Here is a 20,637-nt window from a genome sequence, read left to right on the forward strand (position 1 = left end):
TGAGTGCTTACTGGAGATATAACAACATAGGAGGATAATATGAATATAAATTCAAATTCTAAAACTTTGTGCTTACTAGGTCACCCAGTAAGCCAAAGTTTCTCACCATCAATACAAAATCATCTGTTTAAAAAATATAATTTAAATAAGCTATATGTATGTTTTAATGTTAAAGAAAATAACTTAGGAGACTCTATCGATGGTATTAAAGCGTTAGGCATACTTGGAGGTAATATTACCATACCTCATAAAGTTAATGTAATAGAATATTTAGATTGGGTTGATGAAAATTCTAGATTAATTGGTGCTGTAAATACTTTTAAAAATGAAGATGGCATTTTAAAAGGGTATAATACTGATGGTAAAGGATTTGTAAAGTCTATCATAGATAAAGGGTATGATCTTAATAATAAAAAAATAATGGTATTGGGTGCAGGAGGTGCATCTAGAAGTATATGTATAGAGTTAGCATCTAGAGGTGTAGAGATTATATATATTAGAAACAGAAGTATAGAAAAGCCAAAAGAAATATCTGAAGCGATAATGACTAATTTTGATACTAAAGTATCATGTAGTGTAGATAAAATAAAGCGCGAAGACCTAGACAATATAGATATATTAATCAATACAACGCCAATAGGCATGGGAACTTGCGAATGTCCTATAGATGAAGCAATAGTTCCTAGTAATAATTTACTTGTATGTGATATAGTGTATAAACCACATAATACCCAACTTCTAAAATGGGCTAGTAAACATAAGTTACAAGTAATTTATGGTATCGACATGTTGATTAATCAAGGACTAGAAGCTTTTCATATTTGGACAGGGATCAAACCGATTAAAGAAGACGAAGATGAAATAAAACATATTTATGAAGCATCAATAAATATCTAAAAAATATAAAGGTGATAAGTATTGAAAAATAAAAGCGATGGATTTATTTACATAGAATGTGTAGTAAGTTTATCTATTATTATAATAGCTACATATACGCTATGTACATCTTTAGAATATTGCTATAGGATTGTTGATAGTAATTTGAAGAATAAGGAAGTTACAAATTTGGCGAAAGATATATTATATGACTATAAGTATAGAGTTGAAAGTTCTGATGAAGAAATTATAGAAGATTGTTATGATACTAGCACAGTAAATAATTATAAAATAGAAAGTAGTTTATTAAAGGATGTAAACTATTATAGGTGCTATAAGATAAATGTAACTGTATCTGATAGTAGTAAAAATATTTTGGAGCTGAATAGTTATGTTACACAAAAATAATGGACATGTACTAATATCAACAATAATAATATTAGCTGTCATAGTTATAGTGAGTATGACATGTATAAGTTTGGTGTATAGTAATTCAAGGATTTTAGGTCTTGATGATAAAGCCATTAAAACAGAAGAAATCTCTTTTTCGGGGATAGAAATGATGAGAAGTAATATATTATATGAAATTAAGACTGCATTAGAAAATACCAATAATAAAACTGAGTATTTTAATTATTTCCAGGGGAATGATTCATACTTATCATTTGTAAATAAAATAAAGGATATTTCAAATAGTAATATAAAAAATTTAGCTGTAAAAGTAATGTATAATAATGTGTATATAGAGGGTGAATTTTTGAAATTTGATGTACAAACGGAAGCAAAAGATGGAACTTACCGTAAGAAATTACAAGCCAGTGTAAAAATAAAAAATCCGTGGGACAAAGATATTGTAAGCGAAGAAAATGAAACTACAAGTGAATCTGAAAACGTAGAAAGTATAGCGCATAGTGATGATGAAAATATAACTAATATACAGGGTATTACTAAAGAAAAAGATTATATAGATGAAAGAAGCTTAATACAAATCTATGATATTAAGGAGCTATAATAATGAAAAGAGAAGGAATGTGACTTTAGTAGAATTGGTTGTAGCATTAGGAATAATATTGTTAATAATTACTCTATGTTTTCCTAAGGCTAGTATAGAAAAATATAAAATAAACTCATTTATGAAACAACTATGTTCAGACATAAGGTATGTTAGAAAATCTAATATGCTAGGTGATTTTAGTACATATATTTATTATACTGAAGAGAATGGATGTAATGGCTATATACTTCAGGAAAATGGAAAATCAGAAAAGGAAGTATTTTTACCAGAGAATACTAAGCTAGAGTATAGTCCAAGAAATAGAGTTAAATTTAAAATAACTGGTGCACCAGACCCACAAGGTGGCTCAATAAGAGTGTATACTGATAAACAGATAAGAGAGATAACTATAGTACCTGTTAGTGGTAGAGTACTTTTGAAGGAAGGTAAATATGAAAAGTAATGGTGGGTATTTGATTATAGAGAGTATTTTATCTATTTCTATAATCGTAATACTATCAACTATGCTTTGTTCTTTGATACTATTTAGCACAACGCTAAAGTTAAATGTTGAAGATAAAGTAGAATTACAACAACAAGCATCTGATATAAGTGGTCACATTAAAGAACTAATTGGAAAAAGTAAAGGAATAATGAGTATACAATCTAAAAAAAAAGAGTTAGCATACGGTTCTGATGAAACATTTGTTGATGTTATATCTATAAAATGTAAATATAGAAATGATAATGAATTACAAAGTAGTACTATTAAAGATAAAGAGTTAAGTTTAAAAGTTGATACTAATAAATTGTTTATAAATACTCTCTACAATAATGGCGTTAGTGAGCCAGGAGGTTATGAGATCGGAAATTATATAGATAATGTTTATATAAGTATGTCAAATCAAGGAAGATGCGCTAATATAAAACTAGCATTATCTAAAAATAAACAATATTATGAGACTAAATTCAAAATATACATAAAAGATTTTGAAGGAGAAAAGTTATGAGAATAATACTGATTGGTTTTATGGCTTCTGGTAAAACAACTGTAGGTAAATCTATAGCTAATAAGCTTGGATTAAAGTTTATAGATATGGATAGAGAAATCGAAAAAGAAGAAAATTGTTCTATAGCTGATATATTTAAAGAACATGGGGAAGACTATTTCAGAATGGCAGAAAGCAACTTACTAAAAGATGTTATTTGTAAAGAAGATGTAGTGATATCCACAGGTGGTGGAGTAGTTACAAAGGAAGAAAATATAGATATACTTAAAACACAGAAGAATGTAATTTTTCTTGATGCGAATGTAGAGACACTAGTAAGAAATGTATCAAGCGAGGTTGAAAAAAGACCATTATTAAAAGAAAGTTTTGATGTGCAGAAAAAAATTAGCAATATGCTAAGCAGCAGATATGACAAATACATAAGAGCGTCAAAGTTAATAATAGATACAAATAATAAAAATGTGGAAGAAGTAGTTAGTCAAATACTTGTTTACATTGGATAATATATGATATTATAATAATATGTTGGTGAAGGTTTGAATATAGGTAAATGTATTTCTTATAGAAGTATTTGCCTAAGATTAAAATAAAAGTTTTGCTTATAATACTAATAAAATGAGTTTAATTTATAGTATCACCAAAACAGAAGAAAATTTTTTTAGATGGAGGGACAAAAATGGTATCAGCAAGTGATTTTAGAAAAGGTGTAACATTTGAAAAGGATGGTCAACCGTGTTTAATAGTTGACTTCCAACACGTTAAGCCAGGAAAAGGTGCTGCGTTTGTTAGAACAAAGTACAGAAATTTAAAAAGTGGAGCAATAAGAGAGGAAGCTTTCAACCCAAGTGATAAGTTCCCTAAAGCTCACATAGAAACAAGACAAATGCAATATTTATATAGTGATGGAGAATTATACTACTTCATGGATGAAGTAACTTATGATCAAATACCTTTAAACTATGTACAAGTTGAAGAGGCTATAAAGTTCTTAAAAGAAAATGAAGTTGCTACTATAAGATTCTACCAAGGACAAGCTTTCCAAGTTGAAGCTCCAAACTTTGCAGAGTTAGAAGTTGTAGAAACAGAGCCAGGAATAAAGGGAGATACTGCAAGTAACGTAACTAAAGCAGCTACAGTTGAAACTGGAGCAGTTGTTCAAGTTCCTTTATTCATAAACCAAGGGGATAAGATAAAGATAGATACAAGAACTGGAGATTATTTATCAAGAGTTTAATAATTTATGTATATAAAAGCTTATATATCTTAATAATAAAGATGTATGGGCTTTTAATTTATAAAAAAGAGAAAGAGAGGGATAAACATGAAATATTTATATGAAGAAGTTGCCTATCTAAAAGGTTTAGCAGAGGGATTAGACATAAGCAAGGAAAGTAAAGAAGGAAAAATCATACATAAAATAGTAGATGTACTAGAAAACTTTGCTGATGCAATAGTTGATTTAGAAGAAGAACAAGCTGACCTTGTAGAATATGTAGAATCAATCGATGAAGATTTATCTGATGTAGAGGATGATTTATACGAAGATGAAGATGTAGAAGACGATGATGAAGATTTCAGCTATGTTGAAATGGAATGTCCTAGTTGTGGTGACTTAGTAGAAATAGACGAAGATTTATTATACGATGATGATGTAGATATTGTTTGCCCTAATTGTCAAGCAATTGTATTAGAAGCGGATGCTGAAAACTGTGACTGCTGCGATTGTGATTGTGACGAAGAATAAAAAAATATAAACTGATAAATTGCCTATGGGGTATAGTTATACCCCATAGGTTTTTCTATAATTATTTTACTTTTGCAATAGTTAAAAAAACATAGTAAACTATAAGCTAGAGATAATTAACTCGGAGGTAGTTTTATGAAATTAAACAAAAAAGTACTAGATACTATAAACAAGTTTGAAGATATTATAAATTATAAATTTAATAATAAAGAATATATATTAGAAGCACTTACTCATAGTTCATACTCTAATGAAAATAAACATTATAATTTTAATGAGAGATTAGAGTTTTTAGGAGATTCGGTATTGAGTATTGTTATAAGTGATTATTTATTTAAAATGGAAAAAGATTTGCCAGAAGGAGAGCTTACTAAATTAAGAGCTAATATAGTTTGTGAAGACTCTTTAAGTGAAGCTGCAACAGCAATTAAACTGGGAGAACATATGTTACTTGGTAAGGGTGAAGAAGCTACTGGTGGAAGACACAGAATATCAATACTAGCAGATGCATTTGAGGCAGTTATAGCGGCTATATATTTGGATGGTGGATTAGATAATGCTAAGATATTTATACTAAATTATATGGATAATATAATTTATGACTCTAGAAAAGGGAAAATATTTAGAGACTATAAAACTCACCTTCAAGAGGTACTACAAGGAAAAGGTGAAAGTAATATATGGTACAAGCTTATAGATGAAAAAGGTCCAGATCATAGCAAAAGATTTGTTATGCAAGTAGGATTAAATGAAAATGTACTTGGAATTGGAGAAGGCAAGAGTAAAAAAGAAGCAGAACAACTTGCTGCAAAAACGGCGCTTAAGAAAATTGTATAATATTACAGTTAATAATTAATTCTAAGAGGGTATAATTTATAATTAATAAAAATACAATAAAAAATTAATTTAAATGACAAAAGGATGATGTAAAGTGAAAAAAAGAATAATACCTATATTTGTACCACACCAAGGATGCCCTCATGATTGCGTATTTTGTAATCAAAAGAAGATAACAGGCGTAAGTACAACTGTTACTAGTGAAGATGTAAGAACTATTGTAGAAGAATATCTGCCTACTATAGACAAAGATGCAAGTGTAGAAATAGCATTTTTTGGAGGAAGCTTTACTGCAATAGATATTGATATACAAAAGAGTTTATTGTCAGTAGCTAAAGAATATGTAGATAAAGGACTAATTCAAGATATTAGAATGTCTACAAGACCTGATTGCATAGATGAAGAAATATTAACTATGCTAAAGGAATACAAAGTAAGTGTAATTGAACTAGGAGTACAGTCTTTAGATAAAAATGTTTTGATTGATAGTATAAGAGGACATGAGGCTGAAATAGTAGAAAAAAGCGCAAAGCTTATAAAAAAGTATGATATAAAGTTAGGGTTACAAATGATGGTAGGATTACCTTCAGATTCTGAGGAGAAATGTATAAAAACTGCAAGACAATTTATAGATATAAATCCAGACTGTGTTAGAATATATCCTACACTGGTAGTTCAAGATACTGGTTTAGAGATTCTATTAAATAAAAATCTGTATAAGCCATTTACCTTAGAAGAAAGTATTCAAATAGTAAAAAAACTTTTAGCTTTATTTTATGTTAATAATACAAATGTAATAAGAGTAGGACTACAGGCAACAGATGAAATACAATTGGGAAAAGGAATCGTTGCAGGACCTTACCATCCAGCTTTTAGGGAGCTAGTAGAAGCTGAAATGATTAAGGACTATCTAAATAATATTATTAGAGAAAATAAAGTTACAAGTAATATAGTAGTAAAAACTAATAAGAAAAATATTTCTAAAGTAATAGGAAATAAGAAATCTAATAGTGTTTATATGAAAAATGAACTAGGTGTAAGCCTAAAAACACAAGAAGCTGACATTGATATAGATAAATTAGAAATTATATTAGATGAAAAGTTAGTTTTAAAAACTAACATGAGTAATATCTATAAGAATTTATATAATATTTATAACCTTTAGTTTCATTGAAGGGAGAGACAAAGTTGTATTTAAAAAGATTAGAATTAAAAGGATTCAAATCCTTTCCTACAAAGACAGATATAATTTTTAAAGAAGGGGTAACGGCTATAGTAGGACCTAATGGTAGTGGTAAAAGTAATATATCAGATGCGGTTAGGTGGGTTCTAGGAGAGCAAAGTATAAAAAGTCTAAGAGGTGATAAGCTAGAAGACGTTATATTTGCAGGAACAGACACAAAGAAGCCTATGAATTATTGTGAGGTTGCTCTGACAATAGATAACACAGATGATAAGCTAGATATAGATTTTAGTGAAGTAACAATAAAAAGAAGAGCTTATAGAAATGGGGAAAGTGAATTTTTCTTAAATAATAAGAGTTGTAGATTAAAAGATATCAAAGAAATACTTCTTGATACAGGAATTGGTAAGGATGGATACTCTATAATTGAGCAGGGAAAAGTAGATGAAATACTTAGTAGTAACCCTGCTAATAGAAGAAAGGTTTTTGATGAAGCTTGCGGTATATCTAAATATAGATATAAAAAACATGAGGCAGAAAGAAACTTAAAAAATACTAAGGAGAACTTAGACAGGATACACGATATTTATGTTGAAATTGAAAACCAGCTAAAACCTCTTTTCAATCAACAGACAAAAGCTAAGAAATATTTAGAGATTAGTGAGAAGCTAAAGACTATTGAAGTTAATAGCTATATAAAAGAAATTGAGGGATTAGAAAAAGAATTAAGCGAAGTTAATGAACATAGCATTCTGTTAGCAAAAGAATGTAGTGACACTGAAAAGCAAAAAGAATCTATAGAAAAGAACTTTAATGAAACTAACAAAGAAATAGAAGCTATGGATGAAGTTATAAATAAATCTGTAGACTATATCAATTCTATAAAATCTGTAATATCTCAAAAAGATGCTCAAATAAATCTTATAAATGAAAGAATAAGAAACTTTAGAAATGACATTGAAAGAGAATATAAAGAGATAGGTGAGATAAAGGAAAAACTGAGTAGTGACAAACTTTATGTAAAAGAACTTCAGGCTAAAAAAAATGAAAAAGAAAACAGTATAAATGATATAGCAAATAAAATAAAAGAAATAGAAGATAAAAACAAGAATAAAAAAGAAAAGATAGAAGAGCTAAATAATACATTAGAGAATTTAAAAGACGACATAATAAGTTTACTAAATAAAAAGCAGGAATCTAGCAATAAACTTTCTACGTTAAATGCAAATAAAGAAAATATTAGCTCAAGATCTGAAAATATTGATAGTGACATACAAGAGCTGAATAAATCTATATCAAATAAAAATAATGAGCTTAATAAGCTTCAATTAGAATTTGAAACTAGTCAAGAAGAAGCTAATAAATTAAGACTTAAAAATAATGAACTAAATAATAATTTGCAAAAATGTATAGATGATAATAATAATTTAGAAACAGCTATTCAGAACAATAAATATAGCCTAAATGATTATAAGTCGAAACTTAATATATATATAGATATGGAAAATCATCATGAAGGATTTAATAAAGGTGTTAAGGAAGTACTTAAAAATAAGAACTTACAAGGTATATATGGAGCGTTAGGTGAAGTAGTTACTGTAGAGCAAAGATACGAAAAGGCTATAGAGTCGGCACTTGGTGCATATATGCAAAATATAATCACAAAAGATGAAGTAAGTGCAAAATTTGCAATTAACTATTTAAAGAAGAACAACTTAGGTAGGGTTACGTTTTTGCCTATGAATATAATAAAGTCTAATAAAATAGACACTAGGAATATAAAATCTAACACTAAATTTATTGGTGTAGCAAGTGATTTAATTTCATATGATGATAAATATAGAAATATAATTGAAAGTATATTAGGAAAAACTATAATCATAGATAATATAGATAATGGTATAAAGTTTGCAAAAGAAACATTCCACAAATTTAAAGTTGTAACGCTAGATGGAGAAATACTAAATCCAGGCGGTTCTTTAACTGGAGGGAGTTTAAGAAGTAATGGAAACATATTATCGAGAAAAAGACTTATAAATGAGTTTAGAGATAAAATTGAGTCCACTAATAATGAAATTTCATCACTGATAAAGCAAAAAGAAGAGTATGGTAGAAATATTATAAATATTAAAGTGGAGCTAGATAAGGTCTTAGTTGATGAAAAAGAAATGGACAAACGTATAATTGTGAAAAACTCAAATATACAAAGAGTTATGGATGAAGTAAAATCGTTACAAGTTAGCATGGATAAATTACAACATGAGAAAAAAGGTTTAGATTCTAATTTAGATTACACATTAGATAAGACTAAATTTGTTGAGCAAGAAATTACTGAAATTGACGAAAAGCATATCCAAAATAAAGATAAGATAGATAAATTAACTAATGAGCTTAAAGAAAATAGTGCCATATATGAAAGTGAAAAAGTAAAATTTGATGAACTAAACTTAGAATTAGTAAAATATAAGCAAATTCATGAGTCATTGGTAAAAGATTTAGAAAGAATAAATTCAGAAAATCAAAACCTAGAGCTGAAATCTAGAAATATTGAAGAAATATTAAAGGACCAAGAACTAGGCACTGCTAAGTTAGAAGAAGAAATTGTAGTTGAACAGAGTGAAAAATTAAATTTAACTAAACAACTAGCGGATAATAATAGAAACTTAGAAAATAAAAGAGCAGTAAAGGAAGATTTAAAGAATAAGTTAGAAGAGTTTAATAAAGATTTAAAAACCATAGATAGACAGTACATGGATTTAAAAGAAAGTTTATTTAAAGTTGAGAGTAGGCTGGAAAGAGTAAAAGCTAGCCAGGAAGCGTATATAAATAAACTTTTTGAAAAATATGAAATGACATTAGTTCAGGCTATGGAAATAAAAGATCCGACTGTAGAAATAGATAAAAAACTACTGGAAAGTTTAAAAAGAGAGATAAGAAGTCTTGGAAATGTAAACATGGACTCTATTCAAGAGTATGAAGAAGTTAAGGAAAGATATGATTTCTATAGTGAACAAAAACTAGACTTAGAGCAATCAGTAGAAGCTATCGAGAGTCTAATAGGGGACCTAGAAGAAAATATGAAGGCTGAATTTGAAGTTAAATTTAACGAAATAAATGAAAACTTCAAATACGTATACACTAGATTATTTGGTGGAGGATATGGAGAGATAACTATAGTAGATAAAGAAAATATATTAGAAAGTGATATAGAAATAACTGCACAACCACCAGGAAAGAAGATGAGAAACTTAAATTTATTATCCGGTGGGGAAAAAGCACTTACAGCTATAAGTATACTGTTCTCGATATTATTAGCTAAACCAACACCGTTTTGTATATTAGATGAGATTGAGGCGCCTTTAGACGATGCCAATATCTTTAGATTTGGTGAATTCTTAAAAGAATTAGCCAAAGATACTCAGTTTATATCAGTAACTCATAGAAGAGGAACTATGGAGGCTGCTGATTACATATATGGTGTAACAATGCAGGAAAAAGCAATATCTAAAGTTATCAGTTTGAAATTAAATGAAGCAGAAGAGATGACAGATCTTATATAAATGTTTATCAGATTTAGGAGGAAATCAGGTGTTTAAAAAATTATTCAAATTTAATAAAAAGAAAGAACAAAGAGAAGAGTTTAAAGAAGAAGTAAACGAAGAATCGATAGAAGAAATCGAATCAAGTATTACAGTTGAAGAAGAAAATCACGATGTAGCTCAAGAAGATGTTATTGATGTAGTTGAAGAGGAGATTCAAGAAGAAAGTGCTGTTGAAGATATTACAAAAACTGAAGAAACTAATGAGAAAGAAGAGATTCTAGAAGAAGCTCAAATAGAAGTTAAAGAAGATATTTCTAAAGAACCTGAAATAATAGAAGCAGTAGAAGTCGAATCAAAGATAGAAGAAGTTATAAAAGAGAAAGAAGAAACTGAAGAAGTAGAAGAGAAAAAGGTAAGTTTATTTGATAGGTTAAAGGAAGGTTTAACTAAAGCAAAGCAAGGAATAACAGATAAAATAGATTTAGTATTAAATTCATATACAAAGGTAGATGAAGAACTACTAGAAGAATTAGAAGAAATACTAATAACTGCCGATGTGGGTGTAAATACTACTATGGATATAATCGAAAAGCTTAGAGGTAAAATAAAAGAAAAAGGTATTACAGATCCTATGGACGTTAGAGTTGAACTAAAGTCGATAGTAGAGGAAATACTTACTAATGCTAACTCTAACTTAGATGTATCACATTCACCTACAATAATACTTATGGTAGGTGTAAATGGAGTAGGAAAAACTACTACTATAGGAAAGTTAGCTAACAGATATAAAAAAGAAGGTAAGAAAGTCCTAATAGCAGCAGGAGATACATTTAGAGCAGCTGCAATAGAACAATTAGAGGTATGGGCAAATAGAAGTAATGTAGATATAATTAAACACCAAGAAGGAGCAGACCCTGGAGCTGTAATATTTGATGCAGTAAAGGCTGCAAAAGCTAGAAAAGTTGATTTATTAATATGTGATACAGCAGGAAGACTTCATAATAAGGCAAATCTTATGAATGAGCTTGGAAAAGTGTTTAAGATTGTTGATAGAGAATTCCCTGAAGCTAAGAAAGAAGTATTACTTGTTGTAGATGCTACTACTGGACAAAATGCAGTAGTACAGGCAAAAACATTTAAAGAAGTAGCAGAAATAACGGGGATAATACTTACTAAGCTTGATGGTACAGCAAAAGGTGGAGTAGTACTTGCTGTTAAGTCTGAGGTAGATGTACCGGTTAAGCTTATAGGTGTAGGAGAAAAAGTAGAAGACTTACAAGATTTTGATTCAAAAGCATTTTCGGATGCATTATTTGGGAAGTAATTAGCATTTTAAAATAAATGTTGACAAGGCTGTCTATATGATATAAAATACAATGTGTAAAGTAATTAACCTTTACAGTATATCATTGGGACGTGGATAAGATGAATATAGAGAAAATGGTTGAGATTGGGTTGCTATTTGAACAATATAAAGAATTATTAACTGATAAACAAAGAGAGATAGTATCTTTATATTATGAAGAAGATTACTCTTTAGGTGAAATCAGTGAAAATTTAAATGTATCCCGCCAAGGTGTGTACGATACACTAAAACGTTCAGAGAAGATACTAAAAGATTATGAGGAAAAAATACATTTAGTATCGAAACTTCAAGAACAAGAAAAATTCGTCAAGTCAATACAAGATAAAATTGTTGACATTAAGCAAGATTTATTGCAAAATAGAGATTGTGCTAATTTAATCCCTAAGCTAGAAAATATAGAAGATGTATGTAGGGAGATGTTAAAATGATATTTGAAGGATTATCTGACAGACTACAAGGAGCACTTAGTAAGTTAAAGTCAAAAGGAAAACTTACAGATAAAGATGTAAAGGACGCCATGAGAGAAGTCAAGCTTGCACTTCTTGAAGCCGACGTTAACTTCAAAGTAGTTAAAGATTTTATAAAGACAGTTCAAGAGAGATGTGTTGGACAAGAAGTTATGGAAAGTTTAACTCCTGCTCAACATGTTGTTAAAATAGTAAATGAAGAACTTACAAGCTTAATGGGTGATGTTCAAAGCAAAATAGTAATATCTCCAAAACCACCAACAGTTATAATGATGGTTGGTCTTCAAGGGGCAGGTAAAACTACTACTTCGGGAAAACTTGGAGGGTACTTCAAAAAGCAAGGAAAGAAACCTTTATTAGTAGCTTGTGATATTTATAGACCAGCAGCTATCAAGCAGTTACAAGTTGTTGGAGAAAAATTAGATATACCAGTATTTAATATGGGTGATAAAGAAAGCCCAATTAACATAGCAAAAGCAGGATTAAGTCATGCAATAAAAAATAATAATGACTTAGTTATAATAGATACAGCAGGTAGACTTCATATAGATGAGACTTTAATGGATGAATTAAAGTCGATAAAAAGTGAAGTTAGACCTCATGAAATATTACTAGTTGTAGACTCAATGACAGGTCAAGATGCAGTAAATGTGGCTGAAAGCTTCAACGAAGCGCTTGGTGTTGATGGAGTAGTCTTAACTAAGCTAGATGGTGACACTAGAGGTGGGGCGGCACTTTCAATAAGAGCTGTAACACAAAAGCCTATCAAATTTATAGGTATGGGTGAAAAGCTAGATGATTTAGAACCTTTCCATCCAGATAGAATGGCATCTAGAATATTAGGTATGGGAGATATCCTAAGCTTAATAGAAAAAGCTCAAGAAAATATAGATTTAGAAAAAGCTAAAGAATTAGAACAAAAGATTAAGAAGCAAGATTTAGATTTTGAAGATTTCTTAGAGCAGATGGAACAAATACAAAATATGGGTCCTCTTGATAAAATATTAGGAATGATGCCAGGTATGGGAAATATTAAAGACCAACTTGGTGACGTCGATATGAATGGTAAAGAGATCAATAGAACTAAAGCCATAGTACAGTCTATGACTATAGAAGAAAGAAGAAACCCAGGTATATTAAATGCTTCTAGAAAGAAAAGAATAGCTAGAGGTAGTGGAACAAGCGTTCAAGATGTAAACAGACTTATAAAACAATTCAATGAAATGAAGAAGATGATGAAGATGTTTACAGGCTCTCAAAAAAGTATGAAGAAAAGGGGCGGTTTTGCCGGACTTCCTTTCTTTAAATAAATACAAAAGACAAAAATTTTTCGGAGGTGACTGTAATGGCAGTTAAAATAAGATTAAAAAGAATGGGATCTAACAAAAAACCTTTCTACAGAATAGTAGTAGCGGACTCTAGATCTCCAAGAGATGGAAAGTTCATAGAAGAAATAGGATACTACAACCCAATTTCTCAACCAAAGCAAGTTAAAATAAACGATGAGAAAGCTGTAAAGTGGTTATCAAACGGTGCTCAACCAACTGATACTGTAAAGACTTTATTAGTTAACAACGGAGTAATGGAAAAGTTCGAAGCTTCTAAGCAAAAGTAATTTTTCTTAAACAATGAGGCCATTAGCACATGCTAATGGTCATTATCTAATTATTTTAGGAGATGAAAAATATGAGAGAGTTAGTGTTGGATATAGCTAAAGCTCTTGTTGATAATCCTGACGAAGTAGTAGTAGAGGAAACTAAAGAAAAAGATGAAATAGTCTTAAAACTTAAGGTTGCTCAAGACGACATGGGTAAGGTTATCGGTAAGCAGGGCAGAATAGCTAAAGCTATAAGAACTGTCGTAAGATCTGCTGCAAACAGAGAAAATATTAAGGTTTCTCTTGAAATACTATAAAAGGATTAGGTATATACCTAATCCTTTTTGTATATAATACAGATAAAATTCGCTGTGTCTAAGCTAATTTGTGGGCGAATTATTTAATATCGCCAGTGCAGTCGATAAAAATGACTTTAATCTAAGCAATAATATTTTACAATTAAAAGATTGATTATGTAAAACAATAGAAAGTGAGATATAGACAATGAAGGAAAAAGTAACTCATTTTAAAATCGGAAAGATAGTTAATACTCAGGGATTAAAAGGAGAAGTTAGAGTTTATTCTCTTACTGATGATATAAATAGATTTGATGATTTAGAAACATTTTACTTAGGAAAAGATTTAGAAAAACAATGGATTGTTGAAAAAGTTAGATACAAGGGCAACATGGTAATAATGAAAATAAAAGATATAGATACTGTTGAAATGGCTGAAAAATTAAGAGATAAGTTTATGTATGTATCTAGAGAGAATAGTAGAGAATTAGAAGATGGAGAATACTTCATATCTGATATGATAGGTATAGATGTATTTACAGTTAACGGTGAGCGTGTAGGTACATTAAAAGAAGTGCTTCAATATGCTGCTAATGACGTATATGTTGTAAAAGGAAATGAAGAGCAAGAGTACCTTATACCTGCTGTAATGAAGTTTGTTCCAACTATTGATATGAAAGAAAGAAAAATGATAATAGATCCTATTAAGGGAATGTTAGACTAGGTGGTAGTATGAGATTTCATATAATGACGCTTTTTCCAGAAATATTTCATTCTTATATGAATGAGAGTATAATGAAAAGAGCAGTAGAGAAAAATATAATAGAAGTATGTGTGTATAATATAAGGGATTTTTCAAATAACAAGCATAAAAAGGTAGATGATTATCCTTTTGGAGGTGGAGCCGGTATGGTAATGACTCCTCAACCAATATACGATACCTATAAGCACATAGTAGATAAATATAATATAAATAACCCAAGAGTTATTTATCTAACTCCTAAGGGTAAGGTACACAATCAAACCATAGCTACAGATATGTCTAAAGAAGATGATGTAATTCTTTTATGTGGTCACTACGAAGGAGTAGATCAAAGGATTATAGATTTAATAGTAACTGATGAAATATCTATAGGAGATTATGTATTAACAGGAGGAGAACTTCCAGCCCTTATATTAATAGATTCAATATCAAGGCTTATTCCTGGTGTATTAAGCCAAAATGAGTCCTTTGAAGAAGAATCTTTTAAAGATAATTTATTAGAGTATCCACATTATACAAGACCAAGAGAATTTATGGAACTTGAAGTTCCAGATGTTTTACTATCTGGAAATCATAAAAATATAGATAAGTGGAGACATGATGAATCAGTGAGAATCACTAAAGAAAGAAGACCTGATTTATATAAAAAAGCTTGTAAATAATTTAAAAACATAGTATAATTTAATCTGTTGAAAAAATAAACGGCCATTCCTCTGCTTACACTCATGTGGTAATTAAGAATGTCTATGATACTAGGAGGACTTAGAAAATGAATGAATTAGTAAGAGCATTAGGACAAGAACAATTAAAGAACGAAGTACCTAACTTCGGACCTGGAGATACTGTTAAAGTACACGTTAGAATAGTTGAAGGAAAAAGAGAAAGAGTTCAAATATTTGAAGGTGTAGTATTAAAGAGACAAGGTGGAGGAATACAAGAAACTTTCACTGTTAGAAAAATATCTTTCAACGTTGGTGTAGAAAGAACTTTCCCAGTTCACTCTCCAAGAATAGACAAGATAGAAGTAACTAGAAAAGGTAAAGTAAGAAGAGCTAAATTAACTTACTTAAGAGGTAGAGTTGGTAAAGCTGCTAAGATAAAAGAAGCTAGAGTTGCTAGATAATTAAAACTTTACTATAAATAAAAGAGCTGAGTATTCTCAGTTCTTTTTTTATATACTAAGGAATTATGAATTATCTAATATATAAAAATAATTTATTTATAAAGTGTAGATAAGCATAGTTAAGGGAAATCTAATAATAAAACATATGAAGATATATTTAACTTAGATAATAATAGCAAAATATAATTAATATAAAAACACATTTATATTGTGGTATAATGAAAAAGTTGAAATTATAGATGAAATTAATAAAATAAAGATAGATATTAAGGAGTGATAAGTATGGCAAGAGGCGATAAGATGAGAGTTGACTATGACGAATATCTTGTAGATGATAATTTACATATAAACTGGTATCCAGGGCATATGAAGAAAACTAGGGAATTAGTTAGAAATAACTTAAAGCTAGTAGACGTAGTGGTAGAACTTTTAGATGCAAGAATACCTTTTAGTAGTAAAAACCCTGATATAGATAACCTTGCAGGTGGTAAGCCAAGAGTAGTTATATTAAATAAAAGTGACTTAGCGGATAGAAATAAGTTAAATAGATGGATAAACTATTATAAAGATCTTGGAATTAAAGCTATACCAGTTGACACTATGAAAGGTGTGGGAATAAATAAATTAGTTGATGAGTGCAGAAATGTTACGAAAGGTAAGATGGATGCTCTAATAGAAAAAGGTAGAAAAGAAAGACCTATAAGAATAATGATAGTTGGTATTCCAAATGTTGGTAAATCATCAATTATAAATAAGTTAACAGGAAGAAAAAGTACTGCTACAGGAGATAAGCCTGGTGTAACTAAAGGTAAGCAATGGGTTAGATTAAAAGGAAACTTAGAACTACTAGATACTCCTGGTATATTATGGCCTAAATTCGAAGATCAAGAAGTTGCTTTAAACTTAGCATTTAGTAGAGCTATAAAGGATGAGATACTAGATGTTGAAACTTTAGGATTAAGACTTATAGAAAGACTTATGGAGATAGAACCTGAGAAATTAAAAGCTAGATATAAGCTTGAAGAGCTAGGAGAAACTGGTTTAGATACTATGGACATGATAGGCCGTAAGAGAGGCTTTATAACAGGTAAAAAAGAATTAGACTATACTCGTATAGCATTTACTGTGTTAAATGAATTTAGAGATGGGAAAATAGGACAAATATCTTTAGAAGTACCAGAAGATATAAAGAACTAATTAAAAAATAGAAACTTGTACCTTATCAAGTTTCTATTTTTATTGTATTAAGTGAAAAATATTGGAAAATAATATGATTATCAAGACATTTATATTATTAATTAGAAAATTTTTATATTAATAAAATTATAAAAAAATATAGTATTAGCAATACTATAGCTAAAATTGTCGAATAAAAAAGTATATTCAAGAAAATTTTGAAGATTTCGCATATTTTAAATATTATTGACTATCAAAAAAGTAAATTATATAATTAATTATCAGAATATTTAAACTGTACGAATATTTAATAAGGAGGGTTTTATATGATACAAAAAAATAAAGATGTAGTAATAGTAGGTTTTGCTCTATTTGCTATGTTCTTTGGAGCAGGGAATTTAATATTTCCACCATTTTTAGGCGTTATCTCAGGATCTAGTTGGATGACTGGATTTGGTGGATTTGTATTAGCTGATGTTGGCTTAGCTTTATTAGCTATAATAGCAGCAGCAAAGTGTGGAGGAGAAGTAAGTAAGATATTAGGTAGAGCGGGTAACGGTCTAGCAATAGTATTAGGCTCTGCAATAATGATATGTTTAGGTCCTCTATTAGCAATACCTAGGACAGCGGCAACAACTTTTGAAATGGGAGTAGCACCTTTAGTTAGTGGATTTAGCCCGGTATTATTTTCTTTAATATTTTTCGCATTAACATTTATATTAACTATAAAGCCATCAAAAGTTGTAGATATTATAGGTCAGTTTTTAACACCATTACTTTTACTAGCACTTGCGGTATTAATAGTTAAAGGTATAATAACTCCATTAGGAGATTTAAATAATTCACCGATGATTGAAGGTGTATTTGCAGAAGGTATAGCACAAGGATACCAGACAATGGACCCATTGGGGGCAGTAGCTTTATCAGCTGTAATAATAACTTCACTTGCAAACAAAGGATATACTAAGTCAAATGAAAAGATAAAGCTAACATTACAAGCAGGTATAATTGCAGGGATAGGTTTGTGTATTGTTTATGGAGGTCTAGCATATCTTGGTGCAACAGTTTCAGGAGTATATGATCAAAATGTATCTCAGACGTCTTTAATAGTTAATATAACGGCTTCGTTACTTGGATATCCAGGAAAGATTATATTAGCATTGATAGTTACTCTAGCATGTTTAACAACGGCTATAGGTCTTACATCAGCAACGGCTCAATATTTTGAAAAAATCACAAAAGGAAAACTAAATTATGGACTAATAGTTACTGTAGTTTGTATATTTAGTGCAGTAGTATCTAACTTTGGAGTAAGTACAATAATCAAATTCTCAGCTCCGATATTAAACATGATATATCCAGCAACTATTGTTTTAATAATAATGACTTTATTCACGGAAAAAATAAAGAATGATAATACTTTTAAAGCAGCTACTTATATGGCTTTATTTATCAGTATATTAACAGTAGTTAATGATTTAGGTATAAGCATACCTATGGTTACAAAACTACCATTTGCACCATTAGGATTTAACTGGATAGTTCCTGTAATTATAGCAGGTATTATAGGAAGCTTTATACCTCAAAGAAAAAGACCTAATAGACAAGATAAGAATATTACAGCTTAAAATAAGGAAGTATAAAATCGTTGATATATTAATATCAACGATTTTTATTTTGCTAATCAATTATGATATAAGTTATATATAATTGATTTACTAGAAAAATAATAATAAAATAGGATTAGTAAATACAAATAAGGATAAAAGAGGAGACAAGATGAAAGATAAAAGCGTAAAAGACATAAAAGAATTAGTTGATAATTTAAGTACAGATAAATATTTAGAGTATATAGATATATTAAGAAATGATGAGAGAAAATCTGTTCAAAATATTGCAGTAAAGTTGGCAAAAAAGCTAGATAATATTAGAAGAGAGGATGAAAGATTAGAAAAGATTAATATATATGAGAATGAAGGATATAGTAAAGGTTATGTTTATATAGGTGGTATAGATGAGGCTGGTAGAGGTCCTTTAGCAGGTCCTGTAGTGGCTAGTGTTGTAGTTTTTAAACCGAATACTAAGATAGAAGGGGTAAATGATTCAAAAAAACTAAGTGAAGCTAAGAGAGATGAGTTATTTGATATAATAAAAGAAGAAGCGCTAGATTATGGTATAGGTATAGTTAATCATGAAGAAATCGATGAGTTTAATATATTAAACGCTACATATATGGCAATGAAAAAAGCAGTAAATTGCTTAGATAAAACTCCTGACTATTTACTAATTGATGCTGCTACAATACCAGGTATAGATATAGACCAAAAACCATTAGTAAAGGGAGATTCAAAATCTATATCAATAGCTGCTGCTAGTATATTAGCAAAAGTTACAAGAGATAGTATCATGTATCAGTACGATGAAATGTACCCTGAATATGGATTTAAATCTCATAAAGGGTATGGAACTAAGGAGCATTATGAGGCAATTGAGAAACATGGAATTACCCCGATACATAGAAAAAGTTTCTTAAAGAATGTGTTATAATATATATTGACGAAAGTAATAATAAGATGTGTGATTACATAAAATAATAGCTTACAGGAACGTACTGTACACCTGTATCTTATAAAATTATGGGGGTTGAATATGGATTATAAAGAAATGCTAAAAAATGCTAGGGCTAACTTAAATGGAAGTTGTAAGGTATGTAAAGCGTGTAATGGTATAGCTTGTGCAGGAGAAGTACCGGGTATGGGTGGTAAGGGAAGTGGGTCTTCCTTTATAGAAAACTTTAAGAGTTTAGAAAAAATAAAGTTAAATATGAGAGTAACTCATAATGTTAATAATCCTGATACATCGATAGAATTATTTGGTAGAAAAATGGAAGCTCCAATATTTGCAGCTCCTGTAACAGGGACTACTTTAAATATGGGTGGAAAGATAACAGAAAGAGAGTACATAGAACCAGTAGTAAAGGGATGTATAAACTCAGGTATATACGCAATGGTAGGAGATACAGCAATAGATGCTTTCTTAATAGAAAACCTAGATGTACTTAAAGAAAACAATGGTGATGGAATTGTATTTATAAAGCCATGGGAAAATGAAGATATAATAAAGAAGATTAAGTTAGCTGAAGAAGCAGGAGCATTTGCTGTGGGTGTAGATGTAGATGCATGTGGATTAGTTACATTATCTATGCATGGTAAAACTGTAGAAGCTAAAACTATCGATAAAATAAAGGAATTAAAGGCATCTACAAAGCTTCCATTTATATTAAAAGGTATAATGACAGTAGAAGATGCACTTATGGCTGTAGAAGCTGGTGTGGATGCTATAGTCGTATCTAATCATGGTGGAAGAGTACTTGATTGTACACCAGGATCAGCAGAAGTACTACCTAAAATAGTACAAGCTGTTAAAGGTAAAATTACAATACTTGCAGATGGTGGAATAAGAACTGGAGTAGATGTAGTTAAGATGATAGGTCTTGGAGCAGATGCAGTGTTAATAGGTAGACCTTTTGTTACAGCTTCTTTTGGTGGAGCTACTGACGGAGTGATTACTTATGTAGAAAAGCTTAAAAGTGAATTAAGCGCAACAATGATATTAACAGGATGTCAAACTATTAATGATATAAATGAAAAAGTAATATTTTAG

General features: G+C 29.7%; 23 protein-coding genes. All 23 read left to right on the forward strand.

Annotation, left to right across the window (positions count from 1 at the left end; translation table 11 throughout):
* Positions 1-39: 39 nt before the first annotated feature.
* Positions 40-897 carry a shikimate dehydrogenase gene (gene aroE, locus CHL78_RS04285; protein ID WP_094366578.1) on the forward strand — a complete coding sequence of 286 codons (858 nt, stop codon included), beginning with the start codon at positions 40-42 and terminating at the stop codon, positions 895-897.
* Positions 898-918: 21 nt separating this feature from the next.
* Positions 919-1,284: a hypothetical protein gene (locus tag CHL78_RS04290; protein WP_094366579.1), complete on the forward strand. Its 366-nt coding sequence runs from the start codon at positions 919-921 to the stop codon at positions 1,282-1,284.
* Positions 1,268-1,888 carry a hypothetical protein gene (locus CHL78_RS04295; protein WP_094366580.1) on the forward strand — a complete coding sequence of 207 codons (621 nt, stop codon included), beginning with the start codon at positions 1,268-1,270 and terminating at the stop codon, positions 1,886-1,888. Before CHL78_RS04290 ends, CHL78_RS04295 begins: the two co-directional genes overlap by 17 nt.
* A gap of 19 nt (positions 1,889-1,907) precedes the next feature.
* On the forward strand, positions 1,908-2,333 hold the full coding sequence (locus tag CHL78_RS04300; protein ID WP_094366581.1) for a hypothetical protein: 426 nt from the start codon (positions 1,908-1,910) through the stop codon (positions 2,331-2,333).
* Positions 2,323-2,880: a hypothetical protein gene (locus tag CHL78_RS04305; RefSeq protein ID WP_094366582.1), complete on the forward strand. Its 558-nt coding sequence runs from the start codon at positions 2,323-2,325 to the stop codon at positions 2,878-2,880. The genes CHL78_RS04300 and CHL78_RS04305 overlap by 11 nt, the downstream gene beginning before the upstream one ends.
* The gene (locus CHL78_RS04310; RefSeq protein WP_094366583.1) at positions 2,877-3,383 is read left to right on the forward strand and encodes a shikimate kinase; all 507 of its coding nucleotides are present in this window, start codon (positions 2,877-2,879) and stop codon (positions 3,381-3,383) included. The genes CHL78_RS04305 and CHL78_RS04310 overlap by 4 nt, the downstream gene beginning before the upstream one ends.
* Before the next feature lie 173 nt (positions 3,384-3,556).
* Entirely contained in the window at positions 3,557-4,114 is a 558-nt protein-coding gene (efp, locus tag CHL78_RS04315) for an elongation factor P (protein ID WP_094366584.1), read from the forward strand.
* An 87-nt stretch (positions 4,115-4,201) separates the two neighbouring features.
* A complete protein-coding gene (locus tag CHL78_RS04320) occupies positions 4,202-4,624 on the forward strand; it encodes a CD1247 N-terminal domain-containing protein (protein ID WP_094366585.1) in 423 nt (140 codons plus the stop codon).
* A 135-nt stretch (positions 4,625-4,759) separates the two neighbouring features.
* Positions 4,760-5,461 (forward strand): ribonuclease III, encoded by a 702-nt coding sequence (gene rnc, locus CHL78_RS04325; protein WP_094366586.1) that lies wholly within the window; start codon positions 4,760-4,762, stop codon positions 5,459-5,461.
* 94 nt (positions 5,462-5,555) lie between these two features.
* Entirely contained in the window at positions 5,556-6,626 is a 1,071-nt protein-coding gene (locus CHL78_RS04330) for an elongator complex protein 3 (protein ID WP_094366587.1), read from the forward strand.
* 23 nt (positions 6,627-6,649) lie between these two features.
* Positions 6,650-10,204 carry a chromosome segregation protein SMC gene (gene smc / locus CHL78_RS04335; RefSeq protein ID WP_094366588.1) on the forward strand — a complete coding sequence of 1,185 codons (3,555 nt, stop codon included), beginning with the start codon at positions 6,650-6,652 and terminating at the stop codon, positions 10,202-10,204.
* Between the two features lie 28 nt (positions 10,205-10,232).
* Entirely contained in the window at positions 10,233-11,510 is a 1,278-nt protein-coding gene (gene ftsY / locus CHL78_RS04340; protein WP_094366589.1) for a signal recognition particle-docking protein FtsY, read from the forward strand.
* 101 nt (positions 11,511-11,611) lie between these two features.
* A complete protein-coding gene (gene ylxM, locus CHL78_RS04345) occupies positions 11,612-11,980 on the forward strand; it encodes a YlxM family DNA-binding protein (protein ID WP_094366590.1) in 369 nt (122 codons plus the stop codon).
* A complete protein-coding gene (gene ffh, locus CHL78_RS04350) occupies positions 11,977-13,329 on the forward strand; it encodes a signal recognition particle protein (protein WP_094366591.1) in 1,353 nt (450 codons plus the stop codon). The genes ylxM and ffh overlap by 4 nt, the downstream gene beginning before the upstream one ends.
* Before the next feature lie 35 nt (positions 13,330-13,364).
* Entirely contained in the window at positions 13,365-13,634 is a 270-nt protein-coding gene (rpsP, locus tag CHL78_RS04355) for a 30S ribosomal protein S16 (RefSeq protein WP_094366592.1), read from the forward strand.
* Between the two features lie 71 nt (positions 13,635-13,705).
* Positions 13,706-13,933: a KH domain-containing protein gene (locus tag CHL78_RS04360; RefSeq protein ID WP_094366593.1), complete on the forward strand. Its 228-nt coding sequence runs from the start codon at positions 13,706-13,708 to the stop codon at positions 13,931-13,933.
* A gap of 187 nt (positions 13,934-14,120) precedes the next feature.
* A complete protein-coding gene (rimM, locus tag CHL78_RS04365; protein WP_094366594.1) occupies positions 14,121-14,636 on the forward strand; it encodes a ribosome maturation factor RimM in 516 nt (171 codons plus the stop codon).
* Between the two features lie 8 nt (positions 14,637-14,644).
* Complete coding sequence (gene trmD / locus CHL78_RS04370; RefSeq protein ID WP_094366595.1) at positions 14,645-15,337, forward strand: tRNA (guanosine(37)-N1)-methyltransferase TrmD; 693 nt, start codon at positions 14,645-14,647, stop codon at positions 15,335-15,337.
* Between the two features lie 107 nt (positions 15,338-15,444).
* Positions 15,445-15,798, forward strand: coding sequence for a 50S ribosomal protein L19 (gene rplS / locus CHL78_RS04375; RefSeq protein ID WP_094366596.1), 354 nt, complete (start codon positions 15,445-15,447; stop codon positions 15,796-15,798).
* A 300-nt stretch (positions 15,799-16,098) separates the two neighbouring features.
* Positions 16,099-16,995 (forward strand): ribosome biogenesis GTPase YlqF, encoded by an 897-nt coding sequence (gene ylqF / locus CHL78_RS04380; protein WP_094366829.1) that lies wholly within the window; start codon positions 16,099-16,101, stop codon positions 16,993-16,995.
* 305 nt (positions 16,996-17,300) lie between these two features.
* Positions 17,301-18,602, forward strand: coding sequence for a branched-chain amino acid transport system II carrier protein (gene brnQ / locus CHL78_RS04385; protein ID WP_094366597.1), 1,302 nt, complete (start codon positions 17,301-17,303; stop codon positions 18,600-18,602).
* A gap of 151 nt (positions 18,603-18,753) precedes the next feature.
* On the forward strand, positions 18,754-19,521 hold the full coding sequence (locus tag CHL78_RS04390; RefSeq protein ID WP_094366598.1) for a ribonuclease HII: 768 nt from the start codon (positions 18,754-18,756) through the stop codon (positions 19,519-19,521).
* Positions 19,522-19,623: 102 nt separating this feature from the next.
* On the forward strand, positions 19,624-20,637 hold the full coding sequence (locus CHL78_RS04395; protein ID WP_094366599.1) for an alpha-hydroxy-acid oxidizing protein: 1,014 nt from the start codon (positions 19,624-19,626) through the stop codon (positions 20,635-20,637).

Origin of the sequence: Romboutsia weinsteinii (assembly GCF_002250835.2) — a bacterium.
In the GTDB taxonomy this organism is placed as follows: Bacteria; Bacillota; Clostridia; order Peptostreptococcales; family Peptostreptococcaceae; genus Romboutsia_A; species Romboutsia_A weinsteinii.